This is a genomic window from Pseudomonas sp. FW300-N1A1 (genome assembly GCF_058789115.1).
Map to the genome: position 1 here is coordinate 1 of NZ_JBYTBK010000042.1, position 26,757 is coordinate 26,757.

General features: G+C 60.6%; 28 protein-coding genes and 1 tRNA gene. 8 read left to right on the forward strand and 21 right to left on the reverse strand.

The window, feature by feature from the left end:
* Positions 1-243: 243 nt before the first annotated feature.
* The 6 genes from AC3WQN_RS21755 to AC3WQN_RS21780 form a co-directional block, all read right to left on the reverse strand.
* Positions 244-1,176: a D-2-hydroxyacid dehydrogenase gene (locus AC3WQN_RS21755; RefSeq protein WP_103401841.1), complete on the reverse strand. Its 933-nt coding sequence runs from the start codon at positions 1,174-1,176 to the stop codon at positions 244-246.
* Between the two features lie 124 nt (positions 1,177-1,300).
* Positions 1,301-1,594 carry a YcgL domain-containing protein gene (locus AC3WQN_RS21760; RefSeq protein WP_103401842.1) on the reverse strand — a complete coding sequence of 98 codons (294 nt, stop codon included), beginning with the start codon at positions 1,592-1,594 and terminating at the stop codon, positions 1,301-1,303.
* On the reverse strand, positions 1,591-2,724 hold the full coding sequence (gene rnd / locus AC3WQN_RS21765) for a ribonuclease D (RefSeq protein ID WP_103401843.1): 1,134 nt from the start codon (positions 2,722-2,724) through the stop codon (positions 1,591-1,593). The genes AC3WQN_RS21760 and rnd overlap by 4 nt, the downstream gene beginning before the upstream one ends.
* Positions 2,725-2,842: 118 nt before the next feature.
* Positions 2,843-3,523 (reverse strand): class I SAM-dependent methyltransferase, encoded by a 681-nt coding sequence (locus AC3WQN_RS21770; protein ID WP_103401844.1) that lies wholly within the window; start codon positions 3,521-3,523, stop codon positions 2,843-2,845.
* A gap of 72 nt (positions 3,524-3,595) precedes the next feature.
* Positions 3,596-5,245 carry a phosphoethanolamine transferase gene (locus AC3WQN_RS21775; protein WP_103401845.1) on the reverse strand — a complete coding sequence of 550 codons (1,650 nt, stop codon included), beginning with the start codon at positions 5,243-5,245 and terminating at the stop codon, positions 3,596-3,598.
* Between the two features lie 168 nt (positions 5,246-5,413).
* Positions 5,414-6,796: a glutamine synthetase family protein gene (locus AC3WQN_RS21780; protein ID WP_103401846.1), complete on the reverse strand. Its 1,383-nt coding sequence runs from the start codon at positions 6,794-6,796 to the stop codon at positions 5,414-5,416.
* A 680-nt stretch (positions 6,797-7,476) separates the two neighbouring features.
* Here AC3WQN_RS21780 and AC3WQN_RS21785 point away from each other — a divergent pair.
* From AC3WQN_RS21785 to AC3WQN_RS21795, 3 genes are all read left to right on the forward strand, one after another.
* Entirely contained in the window at positions 7,477-8,694 is a 1,218-nt protein-coding gene (locus AC3WQN_RS21785; protein WP_103401847.1) for a cyanate transporter, read from the forward strand.
* Positions 8,691-9,608, forward strand: coding sequence for a DMT family transporter (locus AC3WQN_RS21790; protein WP_103401848.1), 918 nt, complete (start codon positions 8,691-8,693; stop codon positions 9,606-9,608). The genes AC3WQN_RS21785 and AC3WQN_RS21790 overlap by 4 nt, the downstream gene beginning before the upstream one ends.
* 144 nt (positions 9,609-9,752) lie before the next feature.
* On the forward strand, positions 9,753-10,688 hold the full coding sequence (locus AC3WQN_RS21795; RefSeq protein WP_103401849.1) for a LysR family transcriptional regulator: 936 nt from the start codon (positions 9,753-9,755) through the stop codon (positions 10,686-10,688).
* Positions 10,689-10,704: 16 nt separating this feature from the next.
* On the opposite strand, the gene AC3WQN_RS21800 is transcribed toward AC3WQN_RS21795, so the two are convergent.
* From AC3WQN_RS21800 to AC3WQN_RS21815, 4 genes are all read right to left on the reverse strand, one after another.
* The gene (locus AC3WQN_RS21800; RefSeq protein WP_103401850.1) at positions 10,705-11,070 is read right to left on the reverse strand and encodes a 5-carboxymethyl-2-hydroxymuconate Delta-isomerase; all 366 of its coding nucleotides are present in this window, start codon (positions 11,068-11,070) and stop codon (positions 10,705-10,707) included.
* A 78-nt stretch (positions 11,071-11,148) separates the two neighbouring features.
* On the reverse strand, positions 11,149-12,069 hold the full coding sequence (locus AC3WQN_RS21805) for a LysR family transcriptional regulator (protein ID WP_103401851.1): 921 nt from the start codon (positions 12,067-12,069) through the stop codon (positions 11,149-11,151).
* 99 nt (positions 12,070-12,168) lie between these two features.
* The gene (locus AC3WQN_RS21810; RefSeq protein WP_103401852.1) at positions 12,169-13,350 is read right to left on the reverse strand and encodes a pyridoxal phosphate-dependent aminotransferase; all 1,182 of its coding nucleotides are present in this window, start codon (positions 13,348-13,350) and stop codon (positions 12,169-12,171) included.
* A 49-nt stretch (positions 13,351-13,399) separates the two neighbouring features.
* Positions 13,400-13,525 (reverse strand): hypothetical protein, encoded by a 126-nt coding sequence (locus AC3WQN_RS21815; RefSeq protein WP_256587341.1) that lies wholly within the window; start codon positions 13,523-13,525, stop codon positions 13,400-13,402.
* A gap of 343 nt (positions 13,526-13,868) precedes the next feature.
* Here AC3WQN_RS21815 and AC3WQN_RS21820 point away from each other — a divergent pair, with 343 nt between their 5' ends.
* Complete coding sequence (locus AC3WQN_RS21820) at positions 13,869-14,156, forward strand: helix-turn-helix domain-containing protein (RefSeq protein ID WP_103401862.1); 288 nt, start codon at positions 13,869-13,871, stop codon at positions 14,154-14,156.
* 281 nt (positions 14,157-14,437) lie between these two features.
* Here AC3WQN_RS21820 and AC3WQN_RS21825 read toward each other — a convergent pair whose 3' ends face one another.
* Positions 14,438-14,599: a hypothetical protein gene (locus AC3WQN_RS21825; RefSeq protein WP_158248619.1), complete on the reverse strand. Its 162-nt coding sequence runs from the start codon at positions 14,597-14,599 to the stop codon at positions 14,438-14,440.
* An 11-nt stretch (positions 14,600-14,610) separates the two neighbouring features.
* Complete coding sequence (locus AC3WQN_RS21830; RefSeq protein WP_103401853.1) at positions 14,611-15,165, reverse strand: hypothetical protein; 555 nt, start codon at positions 15,163-15,165, stop codon at positions 14,611-14,613.
* A 614-nt stretch (positions 15,166-15,779) separates the two neighbouring features.
* Between AC3WQN_RS21830 and AC3WQN_RS21835 the strand changes: the two genes are divergently transcribed.
* Complete coding sequence (locus AC3WQN_RS21835; RefSeq protein WP_103401854.1) at positions 15,780-16,073, forward strand: short-chain dehydrogenase; 294 nt, start codon at positions 15,780-15,782, stop codon at positions 16,071-16,073.
* 190 nt (positions 16,074-16,263) lie between these two features.
* On the opposite strand, the gene AC3WQN_RS21840 is transcribed toward AC3WQN_RS21835, so the two are convergent.
* The 5 genes from AC3WQN_RS21840 to dapA form a co-directional block, all read right to left on the reverse strand.
* Positions 16,264-16,353: transfer RNA gene (locus tag AC3WQN_RS21840), tRNA-Ser, on the reverse strand.
* Positions 16,354-16,436: 83 nt separating this feature from the next.
* A complete protein-coding gene (gene purC / locus AC3WQN_RS21845; protein ID WP_047526793.1) occupies positions 16,437-17,150 on the reverse strand; it encodes a phosphoribosylaminoimidazolesuccinocarboxamide synthase in 714 nt (237 codons plus the stop codon).
* A gap of 28 nt (positions 17,151-17,178) precedes the next feature.
* A complete protein-coding gene (locus tag AC3WQN_RS21850; protein WP_095080341.1) occupies positions 17,179-17,937 on the reverse strand; it encodes an MBL fold metallo-hydrolase in 759 nt (252 codons plus the stop codon).
* Positions 17,938-17,941: 4 nt separating this feature from the next.
* Positions 17,942-19,054 carry an NlpB/DapX family lipoprotein gene (gene bamC, locus AC3WQN_RS21855; RefSeq protein WP_095080344.1) on the reverse strand — a complete coding sequence of 371 codons (1,113 nt, stop codon included), beginning with the start codon at positions 19,052-19,054 and terminating at the stop codon, positions 17,942-17,944.
* A 17-nt stretch (positions 19,055-19,071) separates the two neighbouring features.
* On the reverse strand, positions 19,072-19,950 hold the full coding sequence (gene dapA / locus AC3WQN_RS21860) for a 4-hydroxy-tetrahydrodipicolinate synthase (RefSeq protein WP_095080349.1): 879 nt from the start codon (positions 19,948-19,950) through the stop codon (positions 19,072-19,074).
* A gap of 328 nt (positions 19,951-20,278) precedes the next feature.
* On the opposite strand from dapA, the gene AC3WQN_RS21865 reads away from it, so the two are divergent.
* Positions 20,279-20,839: a glycine cleavage system transcriptional repressor gene (locus AC3WQN_RS21865; RefSeq protein ID WP_095080353.1), complete on the forward strand. Its 561-nt coding sequence runs from the start codon at positions 20,279-20,281 to the stop codon at positions 20,837-20,839.
* 11 nt (positions 20,840-20,850) lie between these two features.
* Positions 20,851-21,324 carry a peroxiredoxin gene (locus AC3WQN_RS21870; protein WP_103401856.1) on the forward strand — a complete coding sequence of 158 codons (474 nt, stop codon included), beginning with the start codon at positions 20,851-20,853 and terminating at the stop codon, positions 21,322-21,324.
* 140 nt (positions 21,325-21,464) lie between these two features.
* On the opposite strand, the gene AC3WQN_RS21875 is transcribed toward AC3WQN_RS21870, so the two are convergent.
* Positions 21,465-22,535, reverse strand: a complete 1,071-nt coding sequence (locus tag AC3WQN_RS21875; RefSeq protein ID WP_095145555.1) for an AI-2E family transporter — start codon at positions 22,533-22,535, stop codon at positions 21,465-21,467.
* A gap of 32 nt (positions 22,536-22,567) precedes the next feature.
* Positions 22,568-22,807: a sulfurtransferase TusA family protein gene (locus tag AC3WQN_RS21880; protein ID WP_103401857.1), complete on the reverse strand. Its 240-nt coding sequence runs from the start codon at positions 22,805-22,807 to the stop codon at positions 22,568-22,570.
* Between the two features lie 97 nt (positions 22,808-22,904).
* Here AC3WQN_RS21880 and AC3WQN_RS21885 point away from each other — a divergent pair, with 97 nt between their 5' ends.
* A complete protein-coding gene (locus AC3WQN_RS21885) occupies positions 22,905-24,338 on the forward strand; it encodes a M48 family metalloprotease (RefSeq protein ID WP_103401858.1) in 1,434 nt (477 codons plus the stop codon).
* Between the two features lie 298 nt (positions 24,339-24,636).
* On the opposite strand, the gene flgE is transcribed toward AC3WQN_RS21885, so the two are convergent.
* Positions 24,637-25,989, reverse strand: coding sequence for a flagellar hook protein FlgE (gene flgE, locus AC3WQN_RS21890; RefSeq protein ID WP_103401860.1), 1,353 nt, complete (start codon positions 25,987-25,989; stop codon positions 24,637-24,639).
* Positions 25,990-26,019: 30 nt separating this feature from the next.
* The gene (flgD, locus tag AC3WQN_RS21895) at positions 26,020-26,745 is read right to left on the reverse strand and encodes a flagellar hook assembly protein FlgD (protein ID WP_103401861.1); all 726 of its coding nucleotides are present in this window, start codon (positions 26,743-26,745) and stop codon (positions 26,020-26,022) included.
* Between the last annotated feature and the right edge of the window lie 12 nt (positions 26,746-26,757).

Here is a 26,757-nt window from a genome sequence, read left to right on the forward strand (position 1 = left end):
CAGATGATCAATGTGTCGTATTAAAAAGTGTCCACCATGTCCCCGAACAGGTGTAAACCATGTCCCCGGTCCAAACACGCCCCTTGTGGCGAGGGAGCTTGCTCCCGCTGGGTTGCGTAGCAACCCCAAGACCGGCAACCCTGTGTTATCAGACAAACACTTGTGCCGGCTTGCGACCGCTTCGCCTGAGCGCGGACCGGCCGGCGGGAGCAAGCTCCCTCGCCACACACAAGCGTAATGGACCTAGTAACCCCGCGCGAAATCCACTTCCCCGCGCAGCGCTTCACCCGCCTGATACGCCCGCAGATTCTCGACGAACAGTTGCACCATCATCGACGGTGACGTCGGCGCCGAACTGTGGCCGGTCAGCAAAAGCCCCCAGGCGGTCCAGAACGGGTGACGCTGCGGCAGCGGCTCCTGACGGCAGACGTCGATCACCGCGCCCGCCAGATGCCCTTCTTTCAAGGCTTCCACCAGATCCGCATCGACCACCGCCACACCGCGTCCGACGTTGATGAACAAACCGGTCGACTTGAACTGCTTGAACAGCGCGGCGTCATACAGGTCGTGGGTGTTCGGGGTGTTCGGCAACAGGTTGACCACGTAGTCGACTTCACCCACCAGGCGCCCCAGGTCTTCCAGCCCCACCACTTCGATGAACGGTGCCTGCTCGCGCGGGGTACTGGCGATACCGTACAGCTTGACGCCGAACGGCAGCAGGAACTGCGCCACGCTCTGGCCGATGTCCCCGGTCCCGACAATCAGCACCTTGCGCCCGGCCAGGCTTTGGCCCAGGCGGTTATCCCACTTGCGCTCGACCTGGCTGACCAGCCGCGCCAGCACTTCACGCTCGTGGCCGAGCATGTAGGTCAGTACGTATTCGGCCATGACCTGGCCGAAAATGCCCACGGCACGGGTCAGCCGGTAGTGACGTGGCAAGCCCTCCGCCAGCAGCGGCGTGATCCCGGCCCAGGTCGACTGCAGCCACTGTGGCTGGTGGCCTTGGCGCAACAGGGTCGCCAATAGGTCCGGTTGACCGAGCCACACCGGGCAGTCGGCCGCCAGGCTGGCCAGCTCGGCAGAGTCGCCGCTGGTCAGTACCTGCAGCTCGGGAGCCGCCTCGCGCAGCAGTTGGGCATACACAGCGTGGTCGTGTTCAGCAATCAGAACGCGCATGGTTCAAACCTTCAAAAACAGTGCACAGGGCCACCGAGGGCGTACAGCACCCTCGGCGGCCCTTGCCAGAAAAATCAATTCCCTTGTTGCCAGAGGCCCTGGACAGAGCCTCTACAGCGGCCGGTCACATCGGATCGTTGCGTCGCAGCAACTCTTCGGGCAAGTGCTCGATGTACTCGTCTTCGGCCGGTGGCATTTGCAGGTGGTAGCCCTGCGTGTCGAGGTTTTCCAGGACCTGCGTGATGTCTTCGCGCGAGAGCTTGCGCTCCGGGCTCAGTACCAGGTCAAAGGCGTGGATCGCCTTGCCGAAGGCCGCCATCAGCACGTCCGGCACACGCTCCAGTGCATCGCTCTTGAGCACGTAGAGGTACATTTCGTTTTTCTTGGAGCTGCGGTAGATGGAACAAATACGTTTCAAGGCTGTTCTCCGGCAGTGGCCAGGCTGTCGAGCAAGGCCTGGCCCATCAACTCGCGGCGCCAGCCACGCAGCGAGTCAGGCAATTGGTAAGGACCGTTCGGGAAGCCGCTCTTGAGCAGCGCTTCCATGGTTTTCTTGCGCAGCATCAGTTCAGGGGCGATGTTCAACCGCTGCGCCTCTGCCTGACCGAGCGCCCGCAGGCGCTTGACCAGCGCAGCGGCTTCGACCGGCAATGGCTCCGGCACGGCTGGCGGCCATTGCTCAGGCGGGACGCTGCCCGCCTGCTTGATCAGGTCCAGCAGAAACTCACCGTCCTGACGCACGGTGCGCGGGTGCATGTCTTCAATTTTAGCCAGTGCCGCGAGGTTGTCCGGCTGGGTACGGGCCAGCGGCCACAACGAATGCTCGCGCACGATACGGTTACGCGGCAAGTCGCGGGCACGGGCTTCACGCTCGCGCCAGGCGCAGAGTTCGCGCAGGACCGCGAGTTGCGCGCGCGACAGTTTCCAGGCCAGCTTGGCCTCGCGGTACACCTCATACGGGTCGACTTCGCGGCGCAGGTTGGCCACCAGCTCCGCGCCATCTTCCAGCACCCAGGCGTACTTGTCGTCCGCCAGCTTGGCGCGCAAATGGACGAACACCTCGGCCAGATGTACGGCATCTTCGGCGGCATAGCTGATCTGGGTCTCCGAGAGCGGGCGTTGCAGCCAGTCCGAACGGGTTTCGCCCTTGGGCAGGTCGATGCCAAGCACCTCCGACACCAGGCGCGAGTAGCCCATGGAGAATCCCAGGTTCAGGTAGGCGGCTGCCAGCTGGGTATCGAACAGGGGCTCTGGCAGGCTGCCAGTCAAGCGCAGCAGGACTTCGAGGTCTTCGCTGCAGGCATGCACCACCTTGACCACGGCCGGGTTTTCCAGCAATGCGGCCAGAGGCTGCCAATTGTCGATGGTCAAAGGGTCAATCAGGTAGGCGCGCTCGCCATCACCGATCTGCAGCAGGCCCGCAATCGGATAAAAGGTGTCGACCCGCATGAATTCAGTGTCGAGGGCGACGAACGGCAACTGCTGCCATTGGGCGCAAAACTGACCGAGGCTATCGTTGTCGCGAATCCAGTGAATATCGATGGCCACACGGCTCTCCCTTGAAGAATGGCGCGCAGTATATATCGCCGTCGGCAGTTTCCGCGCCTCCACTGATGCAAGAGCATGAGCGAAATCACTCACCGTGGCGCAAGCGCCGTTCGACGGGTCAGTCCTGGCCGGTTTTGCGCAGCACGTAAATCCGCGATGCGGCAAAGCCTGCCAGCCAGTCCCGATGCATGACGATCTCGAAGCCGGCGGCCTTGAACTCGGCCTCGACCGTGCTTTTCCTGACCCCGGGACGCGCCGGCACCAGTGAAAGCGTAGCCTGGGCCTGATCGCGTCCCGGCATGAAACAACTATCGAGGCGTACCGAAACAATCACCGTGTCACGACTGACCCGCTGGCACTCTTGCAGCAGGGCCATGCGGTGTTCGGCGTGGTCCAGGTACTTGAACAGTGTCGAGCAGACAATACAGTCCACGGCATTGGCGGTCAGACCGATGTTGAACGCCGAACTCTGGAAGGTCCTGATACGCTCAAGCACGCTCGCCGGGTGGTGGGTACGGGCATGATTGAGCATGTCCTGCGACTGATCGGCCGCCAGGATCACCCGATTGGCATGCTCGCCCAGAACCGGCCAGAAGCGCCCGGCGCCACACGCCAGATCGAGGATCAACCCCGGCTCCCCTGCCGCTTTCAGTGCGCTGCGAAGCAGGTGCCCAGTGCGCCAGTGCGACAACCGCTGGCTCAACCCGGGCGGTTGCGGTGCTACGCACGCACAGGCGTGCACCTGGCGGTAACGCCCGGCGATTTCACGCTCGAGGGAGGATGGGGGTTGCACTGACATGACAGGCGACTCTCGTTGGCTAGTGGTGCAAACCCGCCTGATGGCGGCTGTATGAAAAAAGCGGCAGCCCACTCAATCCCTGGCTGATACACCATCGATCACCGCGCCCCGGCAACCGGCGAACATATCCAGGCCGGCGTTGTAGACCCGGGTGTCGACTTCCAGCAGACCCAGTATCGAGTGGAACAGGTTGTCCTGGCTCAGGGGTTTGTCCCGGCTCAGTTGCAGGCAATGGGTGTCGACCGAGAACGACTTCTGATAGCTGTCGGAGAACCAGGCAAGCATGGCGACATGCTTCTGTTGATCGGGGGCCAGCATGTACGGCGTACCGTGCAGGAACAGGTTGTACTCGCCCAGCGACTCGCCATGGTCCGACAGATAGAGCATCGCGGTATCGACCTTGTCCTGATTGCTGCGCAACAGGTCAATCAGGGTCGAGAGCACATAGTCGGTATAGACCAGCGTGTTGTCGTAACCATTAACGATACTTTCGCGGCTGCAATTGTTCAGGGCATTGCTTTCACACACAGGGGTGAAGTGTTCGTATTCCTTGGGATAGCGTTTGAAGTATTCGGGGCCGTGGCTGCCCATCTGGTGCAGCACCAGCACAGTGTCCTTGTCCAGGGTGTCGATGAAATGCTGGAAGCCTTGCAGGAGGATTTCATCGCGACACTCATTGTTGGCGCACAACACCGGGTCCTTGAGATTACTGACATCGTCCACGGTGACCCGGTCGCAGGTCCCTTTGCAGCCTGACTGATTATCACGCCAGATCACGTCCAGCCCGGCATGCTTGAGCACGTCCAGCAAACCTTCTTCATTCTTCGCCTTGCTGGCGTCGTAGTCCTTGCGCCCCATGTTGGAAAACATGCAGGGCACCGAAACCGCTGTTTCCGTACCGCAGGAGTGCACATCGGTAAAGGCGATCAACCCGGCCTCATGAGCCAGTTTCGGTGTGGTATTGCGCTCATAGCCCAAGACACCGAAGTTCTCTGCGCGAGCACTTTCCCCGACCACCAGCACCGTCAAGGACTTGCGCGCATGGCGGCCCCAGGCCGGATCACGCTGGGCGTCTTCACCCAGTTTGGCGAAGGGCTGATGGGCGGACTTCACCTGTTCACGCAAGTAACCCATGGAGGCGCCGATGTAATTGCTCGGCACCAGCATCAAACGCAGTTCGTGGTGATTACGAAACAATGAAGACAGGCCCTGATAATTAACCAGTGCCACGCCGCCAATAACAGCAGCCGATGCCACGCCCACTAAAACTTTACCGAATAACTCACGGTGCCAGCGACGATAACTAATCGGGGTTTTCCACAACAGCCAGGATGGCAACACACCTAACAGCAGGTTATACCCCAGCAACTTCAGCGACAGCAGGTCACGCACTTCCGTGGCATTGGTCTCGGCCAAGTTGCGCAACATGCCAGCGTCCATCAGCACACCGTACTGGCTCATGAAATACGCCACACTGGCACTGACCATGAACATCAGCATCAACAGGGGTTTGAACACCGGCCGAAAGGCCAGCAGGGTCAGGACTATGTTGAACCCGCAGAGGATCATCACACCAAATGCCACACGCATGCCGATGCCCTGGGCATCGTTTGCAGTAATCTGGAACAGGTGTTGCCAGAGTACGGAGTTGAAGCCGGCCAAAAAAAACGCGCTGGCAATCAACGTCACCCATTCGGGGCGCACGGCTTTGACTTTAAACATGAGAGGTCTGTTGATTCCTGAAGTAAGTGCCGCCAGGAAAGAACGAACTATTCGTTCCTCACGACAGCACAAACTTTAAGCAGCCTCCTATCAATTTTTCGTGAAAAAGAAGCCAACAAATAGTTGGCCCATGGCTTTTTCAAAATAGTGACCGTTATTCAACCCCTCTCACGCCTGGTGCAAGTACCAGCGCCAGTCCTGCTCACCGACTTCGCCCATGAACTGACGGTACTCGGCGCGTTTCACCGCCAGGTAAACCCCAAGGAACTCACTGCCAAACGCGTCACGCGCCCAGGCTGAACCTTCCAGTGCACGCAGGGTGGTCAGCCAGTCCGTGGGCAGCAACTCCTTGGCCTGGGCATAACCATTGCCTTCGACCGGTGCGCCAGGGTCACGTTGCTCGCGAATGCCACGATGAATGCCGGCCAGAATGGCGGCCGCGGCCAGATAGGGGTTGGCGTCCGCACCACAGATGCGGTGTTCGATATGCCGGGAGAATGCCGGCCCACCCGGTACTCGCAGGCTCACGGTACGGTTATCCACACCCCAGGTGGCGGCGAGCGGCGCATAACTGTTGGTCTGGAAGCGCCGATAGGAGTTGGCGTTGGGGCAGAACATCAGCAAGGTGTCGAGCAAGGTGCTGAGCATGCCACCCACCGCCTGCTTGAGCAGCGGCGTACCGTCCGGCGCGTCGCTGGCGAACAGATTGTTGCCGTCCTTGTCGGCAAGGCTGACGTGCATGTGCATGCCGGTGCCGGCCAGGTCGTCAAAGGGCTTGGCCATGAAGCACGCGGCCATGCCGTGCTTGTGCGCCACGCCCTTGACCAGGCGCTTGTAGCGCACCGCCTCGTCCATGGCTTGCAGGGCATCGTCACGGTGCTCAAGGGTGATTTCCACCTGCCCCGGGGCATACTCGGAAATCGCTGTGCGCGCTGGAATGCCCTGGAGTTTACAGGCCGCATAGAGATCGGCGAGGAAGGGTTCGATCTGTTCCAGTTCACGCAAACCGTAGACCTGGGTCGAGCGCGGCCGTCCACCGTCGACGTCCCGCGCCGGTTGCGGGCGACCGTGGCTGTCGCGCTGCTGGTCGAGCAGGTAGAACTCCAGCTCCGCCGCCATCACCGGGTAATAGCCGTCGGCCTTGAGCCCGTCGATCACCTTGCTCAACAAATGCCGAGGGTCGGCCACGGTGGCGGGCATCCCCTCCTGCGGGTGCATGCTGACCTGCACCGCCGCTGTCGGAATCTGTCGCCACGGCATGCGCTGCAGGCTACCGCTGAGGGGATAGGCGCGGCAGTCGATGTCGCCGACTTCCCAGACCAGCCCGGAGTTTTCCACGTCCTCGCCATTGATGGTCAGCCCGAGAATGGTGCTCGGCAACGGCCGACCGCTTTCGTAGACCGCCAACAACTCATCGCGGTGCAACAGCTTGCCCCGTGGCACGCCGTTGTTGTCGAGGATGAACAACTCGAACATCTCGATATCCGGATTGTGCTCAAGAAAGGTCCGGGCTTCTTGCAGGTTGGCAAAGGGGGTCGTGGCTGAACTCATGAGGGCTCTCGTATTTCCGCGTCAGGCAAGCGCAGGGGCGCTGCCGAGTGTATCCATCGCCATAGGCGTGGATCTGTCTGAAAAATCAGCAGGGGATGCGCGAATCCGGTGGGCGCGCATGGCGACAGTGCCACAGCGCCCAAAAGGCCAGTTCAGAGGGAAGTGCAGACAAGTTCAGTGCGGTGGCGGACATGGATCGACACGGATGCTGTCGGCCTGACGCGGGAGCGCCGGGCGAAGCCTCGGGGTGGGTGTCGACTGAACAACCGTGCATAACGTAAACCGCGGAACACAGAGGCTGAGCAGCGTCACACGGGGCGATAAGTCGTTAAATCCAGACTTGAAGAACCTTGGTTGCAGATCGGCTAAACATTCGCCGCCTTCACCACGTGCTCGACAAACGCCCGGCACGCGGCGCTGCGATAGGCCCACTTGCGACTGGGCAGCGCCATGGGGTACGGGGGAAAGACCAACGGTCGCAGGCCTGCGCCAGTTAAAAACCGGTACCCATGTGCTTGAACTGATGGGTTACCTCTGTGGATGAGCCCTACCGATCGGTGTACATCTGCAATGAATGCGCTCGACCGTTATTTAATTTCTAGATCCGCCCCGGGACTTTCTGATTTGCCGACACCGACACCCCACCGCCTAATACCTGCCTTGCTCTTCAAGGTCTGGTCATGGAAAACGTCCGCACTACCCCTCGCACCGCCCTCTGGCTAATGATCGCCGTGATTTTCGTCGCACTGAACCTGCGCCCGTCAATGGCCGCCGTCGGCCCGCTACTGTCAGGCATTCGCAGTGATATCGCGCTGAGTTTCAGCCTCGCTTCGCTCCTGACCATGCTGCCGGTGATGGCCATGGGACTGGCGATGCTCTTCGGCACGAACATCAGCCAACGCTTCGGCGAACATCGCACCGTGGTGATGTCACTGCTGATCATCGGCCTGGCCACCGCCGCGCGCCTGTTCCTCGACTCGGCAGCCGAACTGATCCTCAGCGCGGTGCTCGCCGGTGTCGGCATTGCGCTGATCCAGGCCTTGATGCCGGCCCTGATCAAATCCCGCTTCAGCAATAACGTCTCGCTGTTCATGGGGCTTTACGTCACCTCGATCATGGGCGGTGCGGCGATCGCTGCGTCGTTTGCCCCCCTGGTGATGACCCGCACTGGCAGTTGGCGCATGGGCCTGGCGATCTGGGCGGCGTTGGCGCTGTTGGCATTGCTGTTCTGGTGCGCACAACGCTCGGCAATCAGCACCCGGACCGTCAGCATCCCGCGCCAGGCATCGTTCGTCGGCAATTCCCGCGCCTGGCTGCTGGCGATCTTCTTTGGTCTGGGTACGGCGTCCTACACCTGCGTACTGGCTTGGCTGGCGCCGTACTACGTCGAGAAAGGCTGGAGCGAACACAGTGCCGGCCTGTTGCTGGGCTTCTTGACGGCGATGGAAGTCCTGTCTGGCTTGCTGGCCCCTGCCCTGGCCAACCGCAGCCGCGATAAACGCCTGGTGCTGGTGGTGTTGCTGGGGTTGACCACGGCCGGCTTCTGCGGCCTGGTCCTCAGCCCGCAGCACCTGAGCCCGCAGCACCTGAGCCTGCTGTGGCCATGCCTGTTGGGGCTGGGCATCGGCGGCCTGTTTCCCATGAGCCTGATCGTATCCCTCGATCACCTGGACAACCCGCAGCGCGCCGGTGGCCTGACCGCCTTCGTGCAAGGCATCGGCTACCTGATCGCCGGGGTCTCGCCCTTGCTTGCCGGGGTGATCCGCGACCAACTGGGCAGTTTCGAATGGGCCTGGTGGTCCCTGGCCGCCGTGATGGTGCTGATGATGCTGATAGTGTTGCGCTTTGATCCACGGCACTACGCCGACCGCATGGATGGATCGGGAGCCCGTCGATGAAACCCGCCAGCTTTACCTCCGCCAACGTTGGCATGTTGCTGTGGGCCATGTTGATTGCCGCGTCGTTTTTCGCCGCGGCACAAGTCAGCCACGCCATCGACCCGATCCTGCTGACCGCATTACGCCTGCTGTTTTCGGCACTGGCGTTTTTACCGATGCTGCTGCTCGGCCGCCGCACCACTGTCACTGGCAAGGGACTGCTCAGCCATGCCTGGCTCGGCTTGTTGCTGGCGGTGTACTTCGGCTCGTTGTTTGAAGCCTTGCGCCACACCTCGGCCGTCAACACCGGCACCCTGTTCACCTTGGTGCCATTGATGACCCTGATATTCGAAGCCTTCCTGAGCCCGGGCAATAGCACCGGACGCCGCTTGCTGCCGATGCTGATTGCAGCGGCCGGTGCCTTGCTGCTGATCCTCAAGGGCGCTGGTCCCGGCGAGTGGCCCTCGCTGTACGCAGTATCGGTCTATGCCGTCGGCTGCCTGGCGATGGCGCTGTACTCGCCCCTCAGTCAACGCTTGAAAGCCAACAGCCTGAAAGACTGCGGCCCGGTGGCCATGACATTCTGGAACATGCTCTTTGGTTCGCTGTTTCTGTTCGCGCTTTGCCTGCTCAGTGGCGGCTGGCGAACCGGGGCGTTGTTGTCGGCCGGCGATCTGCTGTGGCTGGTCTACCTGGCCTTGTTCGCCACGCTGGCGACCTTCTGGTTGCTGCACCGGGCAATCGGGGTGATCGCAGCGTCCACGGTAATTTCCTACATCTACCTCAGCACGCTATTGCTGACCGCGTTCCACTGGTTCTGGCTCGGGCAACCACCCTTGCTGCCGGAAATCCTCGGGGTCCTGCTGGTGGCCATCGGCATGTTGGCGCTGGTGCTGTCCAGCCGCCGTGCAGTCCCGGCTACCGCCGGACTGTGACGGACGTCGTGTTGTTTACAGTTTCTGTCCCACGCCTGTCAGTGAATTGTCCTACAAGCCATTCTCCTGGGACCATCGTTCCGTTAGCATCGCTCGCACACGTTTGCGCAGGTCCTGCGCAACGAGCAGAACGAGATGGTACGGATGCTGAACAGTAACTCGCTTAGAAAGCTCGACATGCAGGACCTGATGGTGTTCATCGCCGTGCATGAACAGCGCAATGTCACCGGGGTATCCGACTCACTCTGTGTCAGCCAATCCACGGTGAGCTATTGCCTGAAGAAACTGCGCACCAGTTTCGAGGATGAATTGTTCATCAATACCCGCACCGGCATGCGGGCAACCTACAAGGCCAGCAGCATGTACCCCCATGTGCTGAAGATCCTCGAAAGCATCAACCTGTGCCATGCCGGGGTCCAGGCCTTCGACCCGACCCGACAGGCCGTGACCTTCAACATCTGTGCGCCGGAGTACTTCGAGCAGTTGATCCTGCCGCGCCTGTTGAAGGCGTTCGATGAGGCCGACCTGCCGGTCACCATCAACGTGCAGAAACTGGAGACCGACATCCCGGCCGAGGACCTGCGCGAGGGTTCCATCGACCTGGTGGTGTGCTTCGGCCCCCACTTCCATCGCGCCCGCGGCGACTTCAGATCACAGGTGCTGCTCGAGGACGATCTGGTGTGCGTGCTCGACAAAGCGGCCGCCCCACTGGAGCCGCGCTTGAGCCTGAAAGCCTTCGCCGAACGCCGTCACGTGTTCCCCACCCCCTGGACGTCCGCCACCAACATGGTCGACGGCTGGCTCGCGCAACAGGCCCACAAGCGCCAGATCGTCGCCCGCGCCAACAGCTACAGCGCGGCACTCCAGTTGATCCGCGGCACCGACCTGGTGCTGACCCTGCCGCGACGCATCCAGCAAGCGCTGGCCGACCGGTCGTTGTTCAGCCCTTGCGAGGCCCCCAACGGCCTGCCCGGCTTCACCCTCGACATGCAGTGGAGCCAGGCCGGCGAGCTGGACAGCGCCAACACCTGGCTACGCGAGCAAGTCATCCAGGCCTGTACCGGACAAGACCTGCCCTGACACCGCGTATCGGGTATCAATGACCGATGGCGGTCTTGGTGTAGGAATCGCGGTCGATGTCCAGAATCTCGACGCACAGTTGCACATCGACTTCGGCCGGCCATGCGCACAGTTCATGCAACACGGCCAACAGGCTCTCGGACAATTGCTTCTTGATCGCCGGCGAGCGGCCACTCAACATCGCCAGTTGCACATGGATAAAGCCGCGCTCGCCCAGCCCCGTGCCGACCCGGAACCGACTCACCTGTACCGCACGACTCTTGATGTCGAACTCGGCGGAAAACTGGCCGGAGGCGACCAACGCATGGTTCAAGCGCAGCAACGCGACGTCGGCATTGAGTTCAGGCAGGTTGGCGGTGTATTCCATGTGCAGGTGAGGCATCGTGAAGCTCCTTGGGGTCTTGCTGAAAGGTCCTACATATATCACAGCGCAGTCCTGCCGCTGCATACGACACAGGTCCTATGGCTCAGGTACGCCACGTTCACTCATGAAGGTTTCGAGCCGCGAACGCAGCCAGCGTTCGGCAGGGTCGGTGTCGACGTGACTGAGCCAGACCATGGACAGGTCCAGGGTCGGCGTCTTGAACGGGAACGGTTCCTTGAACAACTGGCCCGATGCGGCCATCGCGGTCGCCGCGTAGTCCGGCAGACTGGCGATCATGTCGGTGCCGGCAAGCAAGGCCGGCAACGAGCTGTATTGCGGCACCGACAACACCACCTGGCGCGTACGGCCGATCTCGGCCAGCCACTCATCGGCAAAGCCACTGACATTGGCCGTGTGCGAAACCAGCACGTGGGGGCGCGCGCAATATTCATCGAGGGTCAGTGGCGTATCGCAGGCATCGGCGCGCAACACGCAGGGCTGGATATGCCGCAGCAATTTGCGCTTGGCGTTGGCCGGTAAACCGCGCGTCTGGCTGATGCCGACGGTGATGTCGCCGCACGCCAGCAAATCGGGGATGCGCCAATAGTCGACGTGCTGAACCACAAACACCACCTGCGGCGCCTCCTGACGCAAGGCGCGCAACAGGGGTGGCAGCAAGCCGAATTCAACGTCATCGGACAGACCGATGCGAAAGGTCATGGTGCTGGTGGCAGGATCAAACTCGCGGGTCAGGCTCAGCGCCGAAGACAAGGCATCCAGCGCCGGCGAAAGGTGCTGGATCAGCTCTTCGGCCCGTGCGGTGGGTTCCATGCGGTGACCGACCCGGATGAACAGCGGGTCGTTGAGCATCACGCGTAAACGGTTGAGCGCCGAACTGATGGTCGGCTGGCCGAGAAACAGTTTTTCCGCGGCCCGCGTCACGTTGCGTTCAAGCATCAGCGTTTCAAACACCACCATCAGGTTGATGTCGGCCTTGCGCAGTTCATTGCGATTCATCTACCGCCCCCGGTCTTCAAGACTGGCGACAGTTTATGAAGCGCCAGGGAGCGCCGTCTATCAACATCGCGGACTGATTGAGCGGCGTGGCCACCGTCCTCAGTTGCGCGCCTGAAGCCGCTTGATGAAACCGGCGATGCGACCACAGGCATCGCTCAGCGCGGCATCGGAAACGGTGAACGAAATGCGCACAAAACCTGCGGTGCTGGCGCCGAATGCACTGGCATCGAGTACCGCCACCCCGGTTTCACGGAACAGTTGCCAGGCAAAATCGGTACTCGACAGGCCGCTGGCGCGCACATCGACCAACATGAACATGCCGGCCTCGGGCACCTTGCACTTGAGCAGCGGCACATCGCGCAGCCCTTCGACCACCAGGTCGCGGCGACGGCGATACAGTGCCCGCCCCTCGCCGACCACCTGCTCATCCAGTTCCAGCGCCTTGAGCGCGGCCGCCTGGATAAAGCCCGGCAAGCCATAGAGCATGCACAGCATCAGGTTATCCAGATGGCCGATCAGCTCGAGCGGTGCGACCACCCAGCCCACCCGCCAACCGGTCATGGCGTGGGATTTGGACAGACTGTTGAGCACGATGGTGCGCTCGGCCATGCCTTCGAACGACGCCACGCTCAGGTGCGGACGATCATAGGTCAATTGCCCGTAGACCTCGTCACTGATCACCCACAGGTTGTGGCGCTGGGCGACCAGTGCCACGGCTTCCAGTTCTTCACGGGTGTAGACATTGCCGGTCGGGTTGTTCGGCGTGGCCAGGGCAATGCCGCGCGTCTTGTCGGTCACCAGCGCTTCGAGCGCGGCCAGGGTCAGGCGAAAATCTTTTTCCGCAGGCTGGGCAATCGGCACCAACCGCGCACCCGAGGCCTGAATGCTCGCGGCGTAGGTCAGGTACATCGGCGCCGGCACCAGCACCTCATCACCGTGCTCGAACAGGCACATCGCGGTGGCATACAAACCGTTCTGCGCCCCGGCCACCAGGGCCACGTTGTCGGCCGACACCGGCTGTCCCAGCAGGGCCGATTGCTTGGCGGCAATCGCTGCACGCAATACCGGGCGCCCGATCACGTGGGTGTAATGGGTGTCCCCTTGCGTCAGGGCCTCGACCGCCGCTGCGCAAATGTCATCGGCGGTGGCGAAGTCCGGATCGCCGATGCTCAGCACGATCGCATCTTCACCCCGCTCCTGTGCCTCACACGCCGCGTAATGAATATCCCAGGCCGTGACGGTTTCACCGCTGATGCGCTTGACCATCGATGAGTACTTCATCTGAAACTCCTTATCAGCCCGCAGGCCAACGTTTCCATACACCTTGAAATCAGGCCTGTCGCTGGGGCATTTTGCCGATGCAGGCAAAACCCTGTTCAATCACGATCGCCAGAATGAAGTAGATGACGGCCACCACCCGCTGTGGCTCATGGACTCGCACTGTGTGGGTTCGCACCAGGTTCGCCGCTCCCGACGGGAAGGTGACGGCCAGGGCCGCATGCCATAGGCTCGCGCCGCTTCCAGTTCGCCGCGCGGAACCGCACGCAGGCCACCGCGCAAGACTTCACCCACCTAAGCCGAAACGCTCAGGGTCAGGGCGAACGCAACGTACCAGAAACCTCCACGCAAGCATGGCCAGGACAGGCGGCCGCGAATCAGCGGGAGTATCGCGAACAGACTGCCCACGCCGAAGTAAAGCACGTAGATCTGCACCGGCAAGGATGTGCCACGCAGGTGGTGTGCAGTTCAGTGGGTGGAGGTGATGACTATGCGCAGTGCGATCCGGTTTGCGGCGAGGGTTGAGTGGTGCAAGGTGGTGGGCGCAACGGCGCTGTGGGAAAGGTTGGTGGTATCAGCTAGGGGAGCGTCAGCCTTCCCGTGAATTCCATGTTGATGCACTGCAAGTCAAAGCAATGCGCAAGGCAACCGGTCTGACCCAGGCCAGGTTCGCGGCGCTGATTGACGTGCAACTCGGCACGCTACGCAACTGGGAGCAGGGTCGCCGTGAGCCGACAGGGCCGGCTAAAGCATTGCTCAAGGCCATTCATAATGACCCTGTGCATGTCTTGAATGCGTTGGTGGGTTGAACGGTGCTGCACGGGTAAACAGCCTTCGTCCCGAATGTTGACCGTTATCTGGACGTCATACGCCAACACGCCGAACCTTCCCGCGGAAAGCCCCCCGCAACTCCCATCTTCACAGCCAATAAAAACGCCAAAAAATAAATCTGTCCCCTTTTCCCGGTCCCCTTTTCCCGAGATGGCGAGAACGAGGTGACGAAGGTAGGTCGGAAGCGAAAGACACCGTCAACGTGAAGAGGAGTGGCATGAAAAAGCCCCGATTAACGGGGCTTTTTTACCTGGAGCTATCAAGCTTTCACATTGGGAATAGCTTTTCCCTGCCGCTGGCATTCGGCTCGGAGTCGCTCATCCAGTCGGATGTACTCGGCTAGCATCGCCGTCATCTCATTGTTGGACTTCGAGCGTTTGATTTTGCTGAGGTCTAAGTTGTTCATGGCCACGGTAGTCATAGCTATTCCCTTCAGAAAGTCAGGATGCAATCCCGATTTTGATAGTACGCGGCTCTCATGTGACTGAGGTTATGCCGATACTGAGCACCATCGTGCTCTAAAAATTCCATTTCTTGTGAGTAACCTAACGCTTGAATAAGTTCATCAAAAAGCGTGTCAAAAACGGTAACGCCTACTGCTAGCTGTTCCCGCAGAGGATGACCTTCTTCCAGATCATCACGAAACAGGTAGTGATGCGCAGAGTCTAGGCAAATATGTCTAGGTCTGTGGTACATCAACACCGCCGGCTCAACTGGTCGAAATGAGACGACGTTGTCCTGATTTCGAATCGCGAACCAAACCCAAATGAACGCCGCGGCACTCATGATGTGGCGATCCATCAGAATTTCTACTCTAGCCGCTGTGGCTTGTATCGCAAGGATAAGGGCGAAAGCAGCAGCGATTTGTCCACCGTTGTTGTGCTTAAGGATGATCCTTACCGTACGTCCGGCATCTGACTCGTTCAAGGCCGCAATTATTGGGCCAACCGATTCAGACGAAATCTCGGAAACTATTTCAAAATCCATATACACCCAGCGAGTCGAATCCGTTCGCCCACTCTGGCGAAAAAGTTGTCGGATTCTATAGACGAAAAGCTAACGAAGAAAGCAAAAGCGCATCGTTTTGCCACCATATTTCATGTCGGCCGACGAAATGCCTTCTTTAGCCGAGCTTTTCGGCCAGATCCTGAGGGCTGAGGTGCAACAAAACGGGGATGACCAAAACAGGGACATATTTATTTTCAGCGCCCGCATTTAGCCAACTCTCGCCGTTCTAACTCCCACATACTCGATAATGCCTCCTGAACACTCGTAGTCGCAGCACTGGGTCACGGAAGGCAATCCCTACGCATCTCTCAGAATCCTCCTCCACTTCAATCCCTTGCACCACCTTCACCACGCGGCTTATAGTCCGCCCGTCGCCCATATGGCGACCGGGTTTGGCGACCCGTTGTGGTATGCAGAAGCGTTTGCTTGGTTGCAGGCGTTTTTGCATCTGTAGAGTTGTCGTTATGGCAGCTGTGCACGGGAGACCTTCGGGTCTGCCGGCTTCCACACCGGTTCGCCAACCTGTGCACAGTTGCCACCCTTTCGTTTGGCGACGACAGGCTGGTAAATCTCTTTCTTGTGGAGTTTTACTCATGCACGACTACATGGCGTTAACCAGCAACACCGACGACCTCCCCACCCTCTTCGTCAAAACCTCCCAACCGCTGCACGCACTGCTCGACACGGCCGGTTATCGAATCCGGGCCGTTACGCAGATTCTGGAAAATCTCGCGATGCGCGGCGACATAACCACCAACTCGGTGATCCTCAGCGACTTCGCACAACTGATATGCATCCCGCTGCGCGACGGCTGTGACTTACTCGATGTGATTGCGCGACGCCTTGATGCAGAACCTCAACCCCCAAACGAGCACAAGGCTTCGTGAGTGCACTGAAGTGAGCCGATGCGGGAATGTGTGACGAACTCACCCAACGACGAACAAAACGTCTTCCAGGCGCTTACCGGAATGCTAAAACATCTCCCGTAACCCGCACGCCCACCATCACATCCAATAAAAACGCCAGAAACGAAAAAGCCCCCGTCACTTTTCAGCGACGGGGGCTTTTTCTATGTAATGGCGGAGAGATAGGGATTCGAACCCTAGGTACCGGTGAAGGTACAACGGATTTCGAATCCGTCCCATTCGGCCACTCTGGCATCTCTCCAACGGCGCGCATCATAACAGCACGTTCACCGAAAGCAAACCCTCAAGTGAAATTTTTTCCGTGCTATCAGATGCTTGCGTCGATTACAGCGGTACGCCGAGGCGGTTGGCGACTTCTTCGTAGGCTTCGATAACGTCACCGAGGCCCTGGCGGAAGCGGTCCTTGTCCATCTTCTTGCCGGTAGCCTTGTCCCACAGGCGGCAGCCGTCCGGGCTGAACTCGTCGCCCAGGACGATGGTGCCGTCGTGGAACACGCCGAATTCCAGCTTGAAGTCGACCAGCAGCAGGCCTGCGTCGTCGAACAGCTTGCTCAGCACTTCGTTGACCTTGAGCGACAGTTCTTTCATGCGAACCAGTTGCTCGGCGGTGCCCCAACCGAATGCCACGACGTGGGATTCGTTGATGAACGGGTCGCCCTTGGCGTCGTCTTTCAGGAACAGCTCGAAGGTGTAAGGGTTGAGCTTCATGCCCTCTTCAACACCCAGGCGCTTGACCAGGCTGCCGGCGGCGTAGTTACGCACGACGCATTCAACCGGGATCATGTCCAGCTTCTTCACCAGGCACTCGTTGTCGCCCAGCAGTTTGTCGAACTGGGTCGGCACGCCGGCGGCTTCGAGTTTCTGCATGATGAACGCGTTGAACTTGTTGTTCACCATGCCTTTGCGGTCGAGCTGCTCGATGCGCTTGCCGTCGAACGCCGAGGTGTCGTTGCGAAACAGCAGGATCAGACGGTTAGCGTCGTCGGTCTTGTAAACCGACTTGGCTTTGCCGCGGTAGAGTTCTTCACGTTTTTCCATGATGGGCTCCGCTTGCTAAGTAGATGGGCTAGGCGATATGTCGCCAGTCGAGCCCTGAATCTTGATCGGCCAGTTGCAGCCAGTCCGGGTCGCACCCGAGGGTGTCGACAAAACATTGCCGGGCCAGCTGCGGCAGGTTGTTCTTGCTGCTCAAGTGGGCCAGTACCAGGTGTTGCAGGTTTTGCCAGCCCAACTCCGCCACCAGGCTTGCGGCCTGATGGTTGTTCAAATGTCCCAGTTCGCCACCGACCCGCTGCTTGAGAAAGACCGGGTAGTGACCACGGGCCAACCGGTCGCGACAGTGGTTGGACTCGATCATCAATGCATCGAGGTCCTGATAGCCATCCAGCACGGTGGAGCCATACGAACCCAGGTCGGTCAGCAGACCGAAACGCCGCGTGCCGTCACTGAAGACGTACTGCGTCGGCTCCTGCGCATCGTGGGCCACGGCAATCACGCCAATGCTCAACCCGCCGATCTGCAGCTGTTCACCACCGGCCACGAACCCTGCCGGTTCAACCGGCTTGCGCATCCCGCGCAAGGTGCCACGGCTGAGGTAAACAGGAATAGTGTAGCGCCGAGACAACAAACCCACGCCATGCACGTGGTCGGCATGTTCGTGGGTCACCAGTATCGCGCTCAACTGCGTCGGGCTTACACCCAGGCGCAGCAGGCGTTTTTCGGTTTCCCGCAGGGAGAAACCACAATCGACCAGGATGTAGGTGTCATCACTGGCTATCAGCGTGCCGTTCCCTTGGCTACCGCTGCCGAGAACGGCGAAACGCATCTGATCAGCCCAGGTTGTCCTGAATCATGCCCAACACTTTGCGCGCCACATCAGCCGGCGCCACGGTGTTGATATCTTTCTCGACGGTCACCTGGACGTTCTCGCCCACCTTGCTCAGGCGAACCTGATAACGCTCGGCGCGTGCCTCGACTTCTTCCTTGGCCGGCGAGCTGCCGAACAGGCTGGCGAAGAAGCCAGGCTTCTCGTTGCTCTCGGCTTTTTCGGCAAGGTTGATGTAGTACAGGCCCAGGCTGCGGTTGATGTCTTCAACCCGCCATTCGCCCTGCTCCAGCGCACGCCCCACGCTCGACCAGGCACGATCGAGGTCGTTGCCCAGGTTGAGTACCGGGTTGCCGCTGCCGTCTTCGGTCAGGCTGATCCGGCTTGGCGTATCGAAGTCACGGGAAGCGAGCATCGACACCGAACCGCCTTTCTCGGAGATACGGCTCATGCTGACCAGCATGTCGTCGACCAGCGCGGCGTCCAGGCTGGTGTTGACCGAACGGTTGGTGAACGCGACGTCCTCGGTGCTGCCGGCAGGACGCTCGGCGCTGACCACGTAGACTTCACTGGTGTTGCGCTGCACGCCTGGCTCGATACGCACCCGAACACGGCTTTCGCTGTCGGACGCGATACCGGCACTGGCCATGCGCTTGGCCATCGTCGCCGACAGGTCGTCGGAACGCTGCCAGGTCGTGGTGAACTCGCCGGTTTGCGGGCGCTGTTCATCCAGGCGGAAACCGTTGTCCTGGAAGAACTGCACCGCCACTGGCCAGACTTCAGCCGGTGGGCGCTGGGCCATTACCCAACGCGAGTCGCCGCTTTTCTGCAGGCTGTAATCGCTGGCGTCGGCAATGCCCGACAAGGGCTGTGGACGAGGAACGATGTACTCACCCTTGACGCTGTCGTCGGCTACGTTGCGCGGAATCGGCAGCAAAGGGTCCAGGCGCTTGGCGGTCTGGACGTCTGGCGGCAGTTGCATCGGCGCAGTCTGTTGCGCGTTCAGGTAATCGCTACCACGGTCACGGAAATAACCTTCCGGGCCCCACAGCCATCCGCAGCCACTGGTGCTGGAGATGATCAAGGCAAGTGCGGAAAGTCCGGCCATTCGCTTCATGCGTAGTACTTCCTCAATTAAACCAGTACGCCGGACTGGCGCATGGCCTGTCGCAGCGGTTCGTGACAGGCTTCGCTGAGCCAGGTGAGCGGCAGACGGATACCGTCCGGCATCAAGCCCATCTCATGCAGCGCCCATTTCACGGGAATAGGATTGGACTCGATAAACAGGGTTTTATTGAGTGGCATCAGTTTTTCGTGGATAGCACGCGCGGTCTCGGCGTCGCCCTTGAGGGCGGCGTCGCACAGGTCGGCCATCTCGCGAGGGGCAACGTTGGCGGTGACCGAGATATTGCCTTTGCCGCCCATCAGGATCAGTTCGACCGCCGTGGCGTCGTCACCGGAAATCACCAGGAAGTCCTCGCTCACGCCATCAATGATGGCCTTGGCGCGGGACAGGTCGCCGGTGGCTTCCTTGATGCCGATGATGTTCTTCACGGTCGACAGGCGGATGACCGTCTCCGGCAGCATGTCGCACGCGGTACGACCCGGCACGTTGTAGAGAATCTGCGGGATGTCGACGGCTTCGGCGATGGTCTTGAAGTGCAGGTACAGGCCTTCTTGCGTCGGCTTGTTGTAGTACGGCGTTACCAGCAGGCACGCATCGGCGCCGGCAGTCTTCGCATTGGTGGTCAACTCGATCGCCTCGCGCGTCGAATTGGCGCCCGTGCCGGCGATCACCGGAATGCGACCGTTGACCTGCTTGACCACGCGACGAATCACTTCGATGTGTTCGTTGACGTCCAGGGTTGCCGACTCGCCTGTAGTACCGACCGCCACGATGGCGTGGGTGCCGTTTTGCAGGTGAAAGTCCACCAGTTTGCTCAGGCTGTCCCAGTCCAGACGACCCTGTGCATCCATGGGTGTGACCAGTGCCACCATACTGCCCGCAATCATGCAACCGCTCCTGCCGGAAAAAGAGAGCCGTAATGGTACTGGCGCCAAGATGCTTGCACAAGCGAAGTACTGCGCTCGTGCCATTCCCCTTGGCGCCGGTTTTCGCTACCCTTCAGACTTTGATCCGTACCGACAGGCTCGAGCGCCGGGTGCAAGCCTCTATTTTCGGCCTCACAAGCCCCGTTCCTGCGTTGCAAACTCCCCGAACTCGCCCTGTTTGAGCTCGAAGCAACCGTCTGGAACGGGCTTTGTTGATTTCGCATATGGACGCCCGCCCGACATATCAGCCCATGGACGTACCGACCGCTCATCGCTTTAGGAAGGCTGCATGTCCACCCCCACAGTTCGCGAACAATTCCTTGTCATCAGTGCCCTCGGCGCCAACCCCATGGAGCTGACTAACGTCCTGTGCCGCGCCAGCCATGAAAATCGCTGTGCCGTGGTCACCTCCCGCCTGACTCGCCATGGCGAGTGCAGCGCGCTCATCCTGGAGATTTCCGGTTCCTGGGACGCCCTGGCGCGCCTTGAAGCCGGCTTGCCGAGCCTGGCCAAGAAACACGCCTTCACCGTCAACGTGGTGCGCAGCGCCGCGCTGGAAAACCGCCCGCAAGCCCTGCCGTATGTGGCCTATGTCAGCTCCGCCTACCGCTCGGACATCGTCAATGAGCTGTGCCAGTTCTTCATCGACCATAACGTCGAGCTGGAAAACCTCACCTGCGACACCTACCAGGCCCCGCAAACCGGCGGCACCATGCTCAACGCCACGTTCACCGTGACCTTGCCGGCCGGCGTGCAGATCAGCTGGCTGCGTGATCAGTTCCTGGATTTCGCCGACGCGCTGAACCTCGACGCGCTGATCGAACCTTGGCGCCCACAGAACCCGATGTAAGGACACTACCCATGGCCGTCACACTCGACCAACCGGTCACCGACTTCGAAGTGCCCGCCACCAGCGGGCAGACCATCAGCCTGGCCACCCTCAAGGGCAAGCAGGCGGTGATCTACTTCTACCCCAAGGACAGCACCCCGGGCTGCACTACCGAGGGCCAGGGCTTTCGCGATCAGTACGCGCAATTCCAGACCGCCAATACCGAAGTGTTCGGCGTGTCGCGCGACAGCCTGAAGTCCCACGAGAACTTCAAGTGCAAGCAGGCGTTCCCCTTCGAGCTGATCAGCGACAAGGACGAAGCCCTCTGCCAGCTGTTCGACGTGATCAAGCTCAAGAAGCTGTATGGCAAGGAATACATGGGCGTTGATCGCAGCACCTTCCTGATCGACAAGAACGGTGTGTTGCGCCAGGAATGGCGCGGCGTGAAGGTACCGGGGCATGTGGATGCGGTATTGGCCGCGGCCCAGGCGCTGAATAAGGCCTGATTGTCGAGGGCGTCTGTATCGACGCCTTCGCGAGCAAGCGGAGCGCCGCCCGGCCCGCTCCCACAGGATTCGCGCAGTTCCTGTGGGAGCGGGCTTGCTCGCGATGAGGCCTGCGGGTTCACCGAGCAGCCCACTGCCGGTCAAAGCAACGGCGATACCACCGGTTCCTTGCGCGGCCACGCATCCAGCACGGCCTTGAACAGGGTCGCCAGCGGGATCGCGAAGAACACCCCCCAGAATCCCCACAGCCCGCCAAACAGCAGCACTGCGCAGATGATCGCCACCGGGTGCAGGTTTACCGCCTCCGAGAACAGCAACGGCACCAGCACGTTGCCATCCAGGGTCTGGATGATCCCGTAGACCGCCATCAGGTAGATGAACTGATCGCTCCAGCCCCACTGGAACAAGGCAATCAGCATGACCGGCACCGTCACCACCACCGCGCCGACATAGGGCACCACCACTGACACGCCGACCAGCAGCGCCAACAAGGCGGAATAGTTGAGACCCAGCGCGATGAACCCGATGTAGGTCACCCCGCCGCAGATGGCCATTTCCATGACCTTGCCGCGAATGTAGTTGGCGATCTGCCGGTTCATTTCCTGGCCGACCCGGGTAATCAGCGCACGCTCTCGCGGCAGATAACCGCGCACCCACTGCCCGATCATCACCCGGTCCTTGAGGAAGAAGAACACCAGGATCGGCACCAGCACCAGGTAGATCATGATGTTGACCAGCAGCGGCAGGCTGGACAGCGAGAACGTCAATGCCCACTGACCGAACTTGCCGATCTCGCTGCGAGCCACCTCGATGGCGCGCAACACCTGCTCATCCGACACCAGGTGCGGATAGCGCTCGGGCAGCAACAGCAGCAGCGACTGCCATTTGACGAGCATGCCGGGCAGTTCGTTGAACAAGGTAATGAGTTGATGCCAGAGCAGCGGCACCGCTACGACCATGAACACCAGCAACAGCCCCATGAACAACGCGAACACCAGCCCCACCGCCACGCCACCCGGCAGGCGCAGGCGCTCAAGGGTGCTCACCAGCCCCTGCATCAGGTAGGCCAGCACCATCCCCGCCAGTACCGGGGCCAGCATGCCGCCCAGGGTCAGGACGGCGGTGAAGGCCAGGACCAGCAGAACGGCGAGCACCACCGCTTCTTCATCGGAGAAGTAGCGCTGGACCCAGTCGCGAAGCACTTTGAACATTAACGATCCCTATCAGTAAGCGCCCTCAATCATCAGGCTTTTTTCAGCCAGTAGCGATAAACGCCGGCCTCGTCTTCTTCACGCAGCAGCGTATGACCGGCCAAACGGGCAAAGGTGCGAAAGTCCCGCTGCGAGCCGGCGTCGGTGGCAATCACCTTGAGCACCGCACCGCTGGCCAGCCCGTTGAGCGCCATCTTGGCCTTGAGCAACGGCAACGGGCAATTGAGTCCGCTGGCGTCCAGCTCGGCATCATGCTCTACAGCGTCGGTCATTGCTTCACTCCGGATAGGTGATTGAGTTGCCTAGAATATCTGGTCGCAGCGCAAGTGTCCGGCTACAGTAAGGTCTTTGTCGACTAAGGCTTTGTGCATGACTTTTCTGCGCCCCACGCTGCTGACGCTCGCTTGCCTGCTCGCCTCGCCAGGCTTCGCCGACGACTTGCCGTCACTTGGCGACGCCAGTTCTGCCATCGTATCGCCACAACAAGAGCACGATCTGGGTCGTGCCTGGTTGGCCATGTTGCGCAGCCAGGTTTCGCAACTCAATGATCCGCAGCTGAAAAACTACGTTGAAACCAGTGTCTACCGCCTGGTGGAAACCAGCCAGCTCAACGACCGGCGGCTGGAGTTCATTCTGATCAACAGCCCGCAGCTCAACGCCTTCGCCGCTCCCGGCGGGATTGTCGGGGTCAACGGCGGTCTGTTTCTCAACGCCCAGACCGAAGGCGAATACGCCTCGGTCATGGCCCACGAATTGGCTCACTTGTCGCAACGCCACTTTGCCCGCGGCGTTGAAGCCCAGCAGCGCATGCAAGTGCCGATGATGGCCGCCCTGCTCGCCGGGATCATCGTCGCCGCAGCCGGTGGCGGTGACGCCGGTATCGCCGCGATTGCCGGCACCCAGGCCGCCGCCATCCAGGAACAACGACGCTTCTCCCGGCAGAACGAGCAGGAAGCCGACCGCATCGGCATCATCAACCTGGAAAAAGCCGGTTACGACCCACGTTCGATGCCCACCATGTTCGAGCGCTTGATGCGTCAGTACCGCTTCGATGCCAGGCCGCCGGAATTCCTGCTGACTCACCCGGTGACCGAGTCGCGGATCGCCGACACCCGCAACCGCGCAGACCAGGCGCCACTGGGCGGCAAGGAAAACAGCCTGACGTACCAACTGATTCGCGCACGCGTGCAGCTGATTTACGAGGAAACCCCAGGCCTTGGCGCCAAGCGCTTTCGCGCCCAGCTCGATGACAACCCTAAAAACGACGTGGCGCGCTACGGCCTGGCGATCGCCCAGATCAAGGGAGGACAGCTGAGCGACGCACGCGAGAGTCTCAAGCCGTTGCTGGCCAAGGCCCCCAACGAAATCATCTACAACCTGGCCCAGATCGATCTCGACATGACCAACAATCGCCTGGCAGATGCGCAGGCGCGGGTCGACCGGATGCTGGCGCAATTCCCCGGCAACTATCCGCTGAACCAGGTACGTGTCGACCTGCTGCTCAAGCAGAACCGCCCCGCCGACGCCGAAAAAGCCCTGGAAGCCCTGCTCAAGACCCGGCCGGACGATCCTGACATCTGGTACATGGTGGCCGAAACCCGTGGCCAGTCCGGCAACATCATCGGCCTGCACCAGGCGCGCGCCGAGTACTTCGCACTGGTGGGCGACTACCGCCAGGCCATCCAGCAGCTGGACTTCGCCAAGCGTAAGGCTGGCAGCAACTTCCCGCTGTCGTCACGTATCGATGCCCGTCAGCGCGAGCTGATGGAGCAAGAGCGCTTGATCAAGGACATGATGGGCTGACCCTTCGCGACCCCAATGAAAAAGCCCCTCGATAGGGCAATGCAGTTCAGTTAAGGATGGAGTTGCTCAATACAGCCCCCGTGGCGAGCGAGCTTGCTCGCGCTGGGCTGCACAGCAGCCCCAAAAACGATCGCCGAGTTCGGTCTGGAAGACCGCAGTCGCTTTGTTGGGGGCACTTCGCGCCCCAGCGCGAGCAAGCTCGCTCGCCACGGGGCCCTCACTCGCTTCAAGCGCTTCCTAACTGAACAACATTGCCTCGACGAGGGGCTTTTTCGGTTGCGCGGTCAGCCCTTCGGCATCAGGCCATCTGAATGATGGTCTGCATGATGGTGCTCTGGGTCGAGATGGTCTTGGCGTTCGCCTGGTAGTTGCTCTGGCCCTTGATCAGGTCCACCAGCTCATTGGTCAGGTTGACGTTGGACTCCTCCAGCGAGTTGGACACCACCGAGCCCAGGGTACCGGTTTCAGCGGTATCGTAGGCGGCGAAACCAGACGCGTAGGTTTCCTTCCAGCCCGAACCGCCTACCGGCTGCAGGCCCTGCTCGTTGTTGAAGCTGGCCAGGGAGACCTGACCGATGGCCTTGGACTTGCTGTTGCTGAAGTTGGCGAACAGCGTGCCGGTGCCGTCGATGCTCAGGTTGGTTATCTGGCCCGTGGCGTAACCGTCCTGGGTTGGCAGGTTGCGTACCGTCTCGGAGTTGAACTGGGTGGTCTTGGTCAGGTCGTTGCTGATACCGGTGGCGTTACCCACCGCCCCGTTCGCCGCCCACACACCGTCGGTGACGGTGCCGGGGGTCCAGACACCCGCGCCCATGACGATCGAGGTGCCGCTCACCGTGTAAGGGCTGCCAGAGGTTGGCGGGACGATACTCAGCAGCTTGCCGTCCGAACCGAAGTTCATGGTCATCGGCTCCTGATTGCCCGGCGTCACGGGTGGCGTACCAGTACCGGCGGGTACATAGGCGCCACCGTCAGGGTTACGACCCTCCACCAGGGTGTAGGTCTGCCAGGCATTGGCACCGGTCTTGACCACATACTGGTTCATGGTGTGCTGGTTGCCCTGGCTGTCATAGATCGGTGTGCTGAACATCTCGGTATAGGTTTCGAGCTTGTTCGGGTCGAACGGTGTCACGGCCGGATCGATGTTCGGCTTGCTCGAGTTCAGGTTGATACTGGAGGAAATGGTGCTGGTGGTTTTCGGCGCCAGGTTCGACTGGTCGATTCTCAGGTCGCTGAGTACACCGTTGACGATCTTGCCATTGGCATCGACGCCATAGCCTTGCAGGCGCGCGGTACCGGCGCTGTTGGTGACGAAGCCGTCCTTGTCGACCCTGAAGGTACCGGCACGGGTGTAGGTCAGCGAGCCGCTGTCGTTGAGCACGAAGAACCCCGAACCCTGGATGGCCATGTCCAGCACGTTGCCGGTGTTGCTCACGTCACCCTGGCTGAATTGCTGGGAAACGTTGCCCAGGCGCACACCATTGCCAATGCTCTTGCTGCCGGTACCCAGCTTGGTCGCCGAGTAGACGTCTTCGAATTCCGCGCGCGAGGACTTGAAACCGGTGGTGCCGACGTTGGCGATGTTGTTGCCGGTAACGTCCAGCTGCTTGTTGGCTGCAGAGAGGCCGCTGAGGCCGACGTTAAAACCCATATTCCACTCCTTGTGCCGCGTTAGCCGGCGCTATAGACCAATAGTTTGTACTTTGGACAGTGCGATGGTGCCCATGTTGGCGAGGTTCAACATCATCTCGCCGCCGGTCTGGCTCACGGTCACGCTGTTGACTGTCGCAGGCAGGTAAGTGATCAGGTCGACAGGCTTGTCGTCGATCGGTGCACTGGCCTTGAAGCTGTAGGTACCCGGCTCGACTTTTTCGCCCGCCGTATTGGTGCCGTCCCAGACGAAGCTGGCATTACCCTGCGGCTGGCTACCCAGGTCGATGGTTTTCACCGCCTTGCCGTCCTTGTCGGTGATGGTCACCGTGGACGACGCCACCGAAGCCGGCACGATCACCGAGCCGGTCATGCTCTTGCTGGTGTCGACATAGGCCGAGCCGGTCTGAACAATGACCGAGCGCCCCACCAGCGACGACGCCTGCAAGGCTTGCGAGGAACCGAAGGCACTGGAAATGTTGTTCACCGACTCGTTCAGCGTGGTGATGCCTTCCAGGCTGCTGAACTGGGCCAACTGCGCCACGAATGCGCTGTTGTCCTGCGGATCCAGCGGATTCTGGTTCTTGAGCTGGGTCACCAGCAATTGCAGGAAGGCATCCTTGCCCAGCTCGTTTTTGCCGGTCGTGCTGTTGGTGGCGGCCGCCAGGCCATCATTGCTGGTGGTGGCCGTCTTCTTCGAGGAATTGGCAAGAATATCCTTGAGGCTCAGGCCGCTTGTGGTATCGGTAACACTCATCTGAGTTGCCCC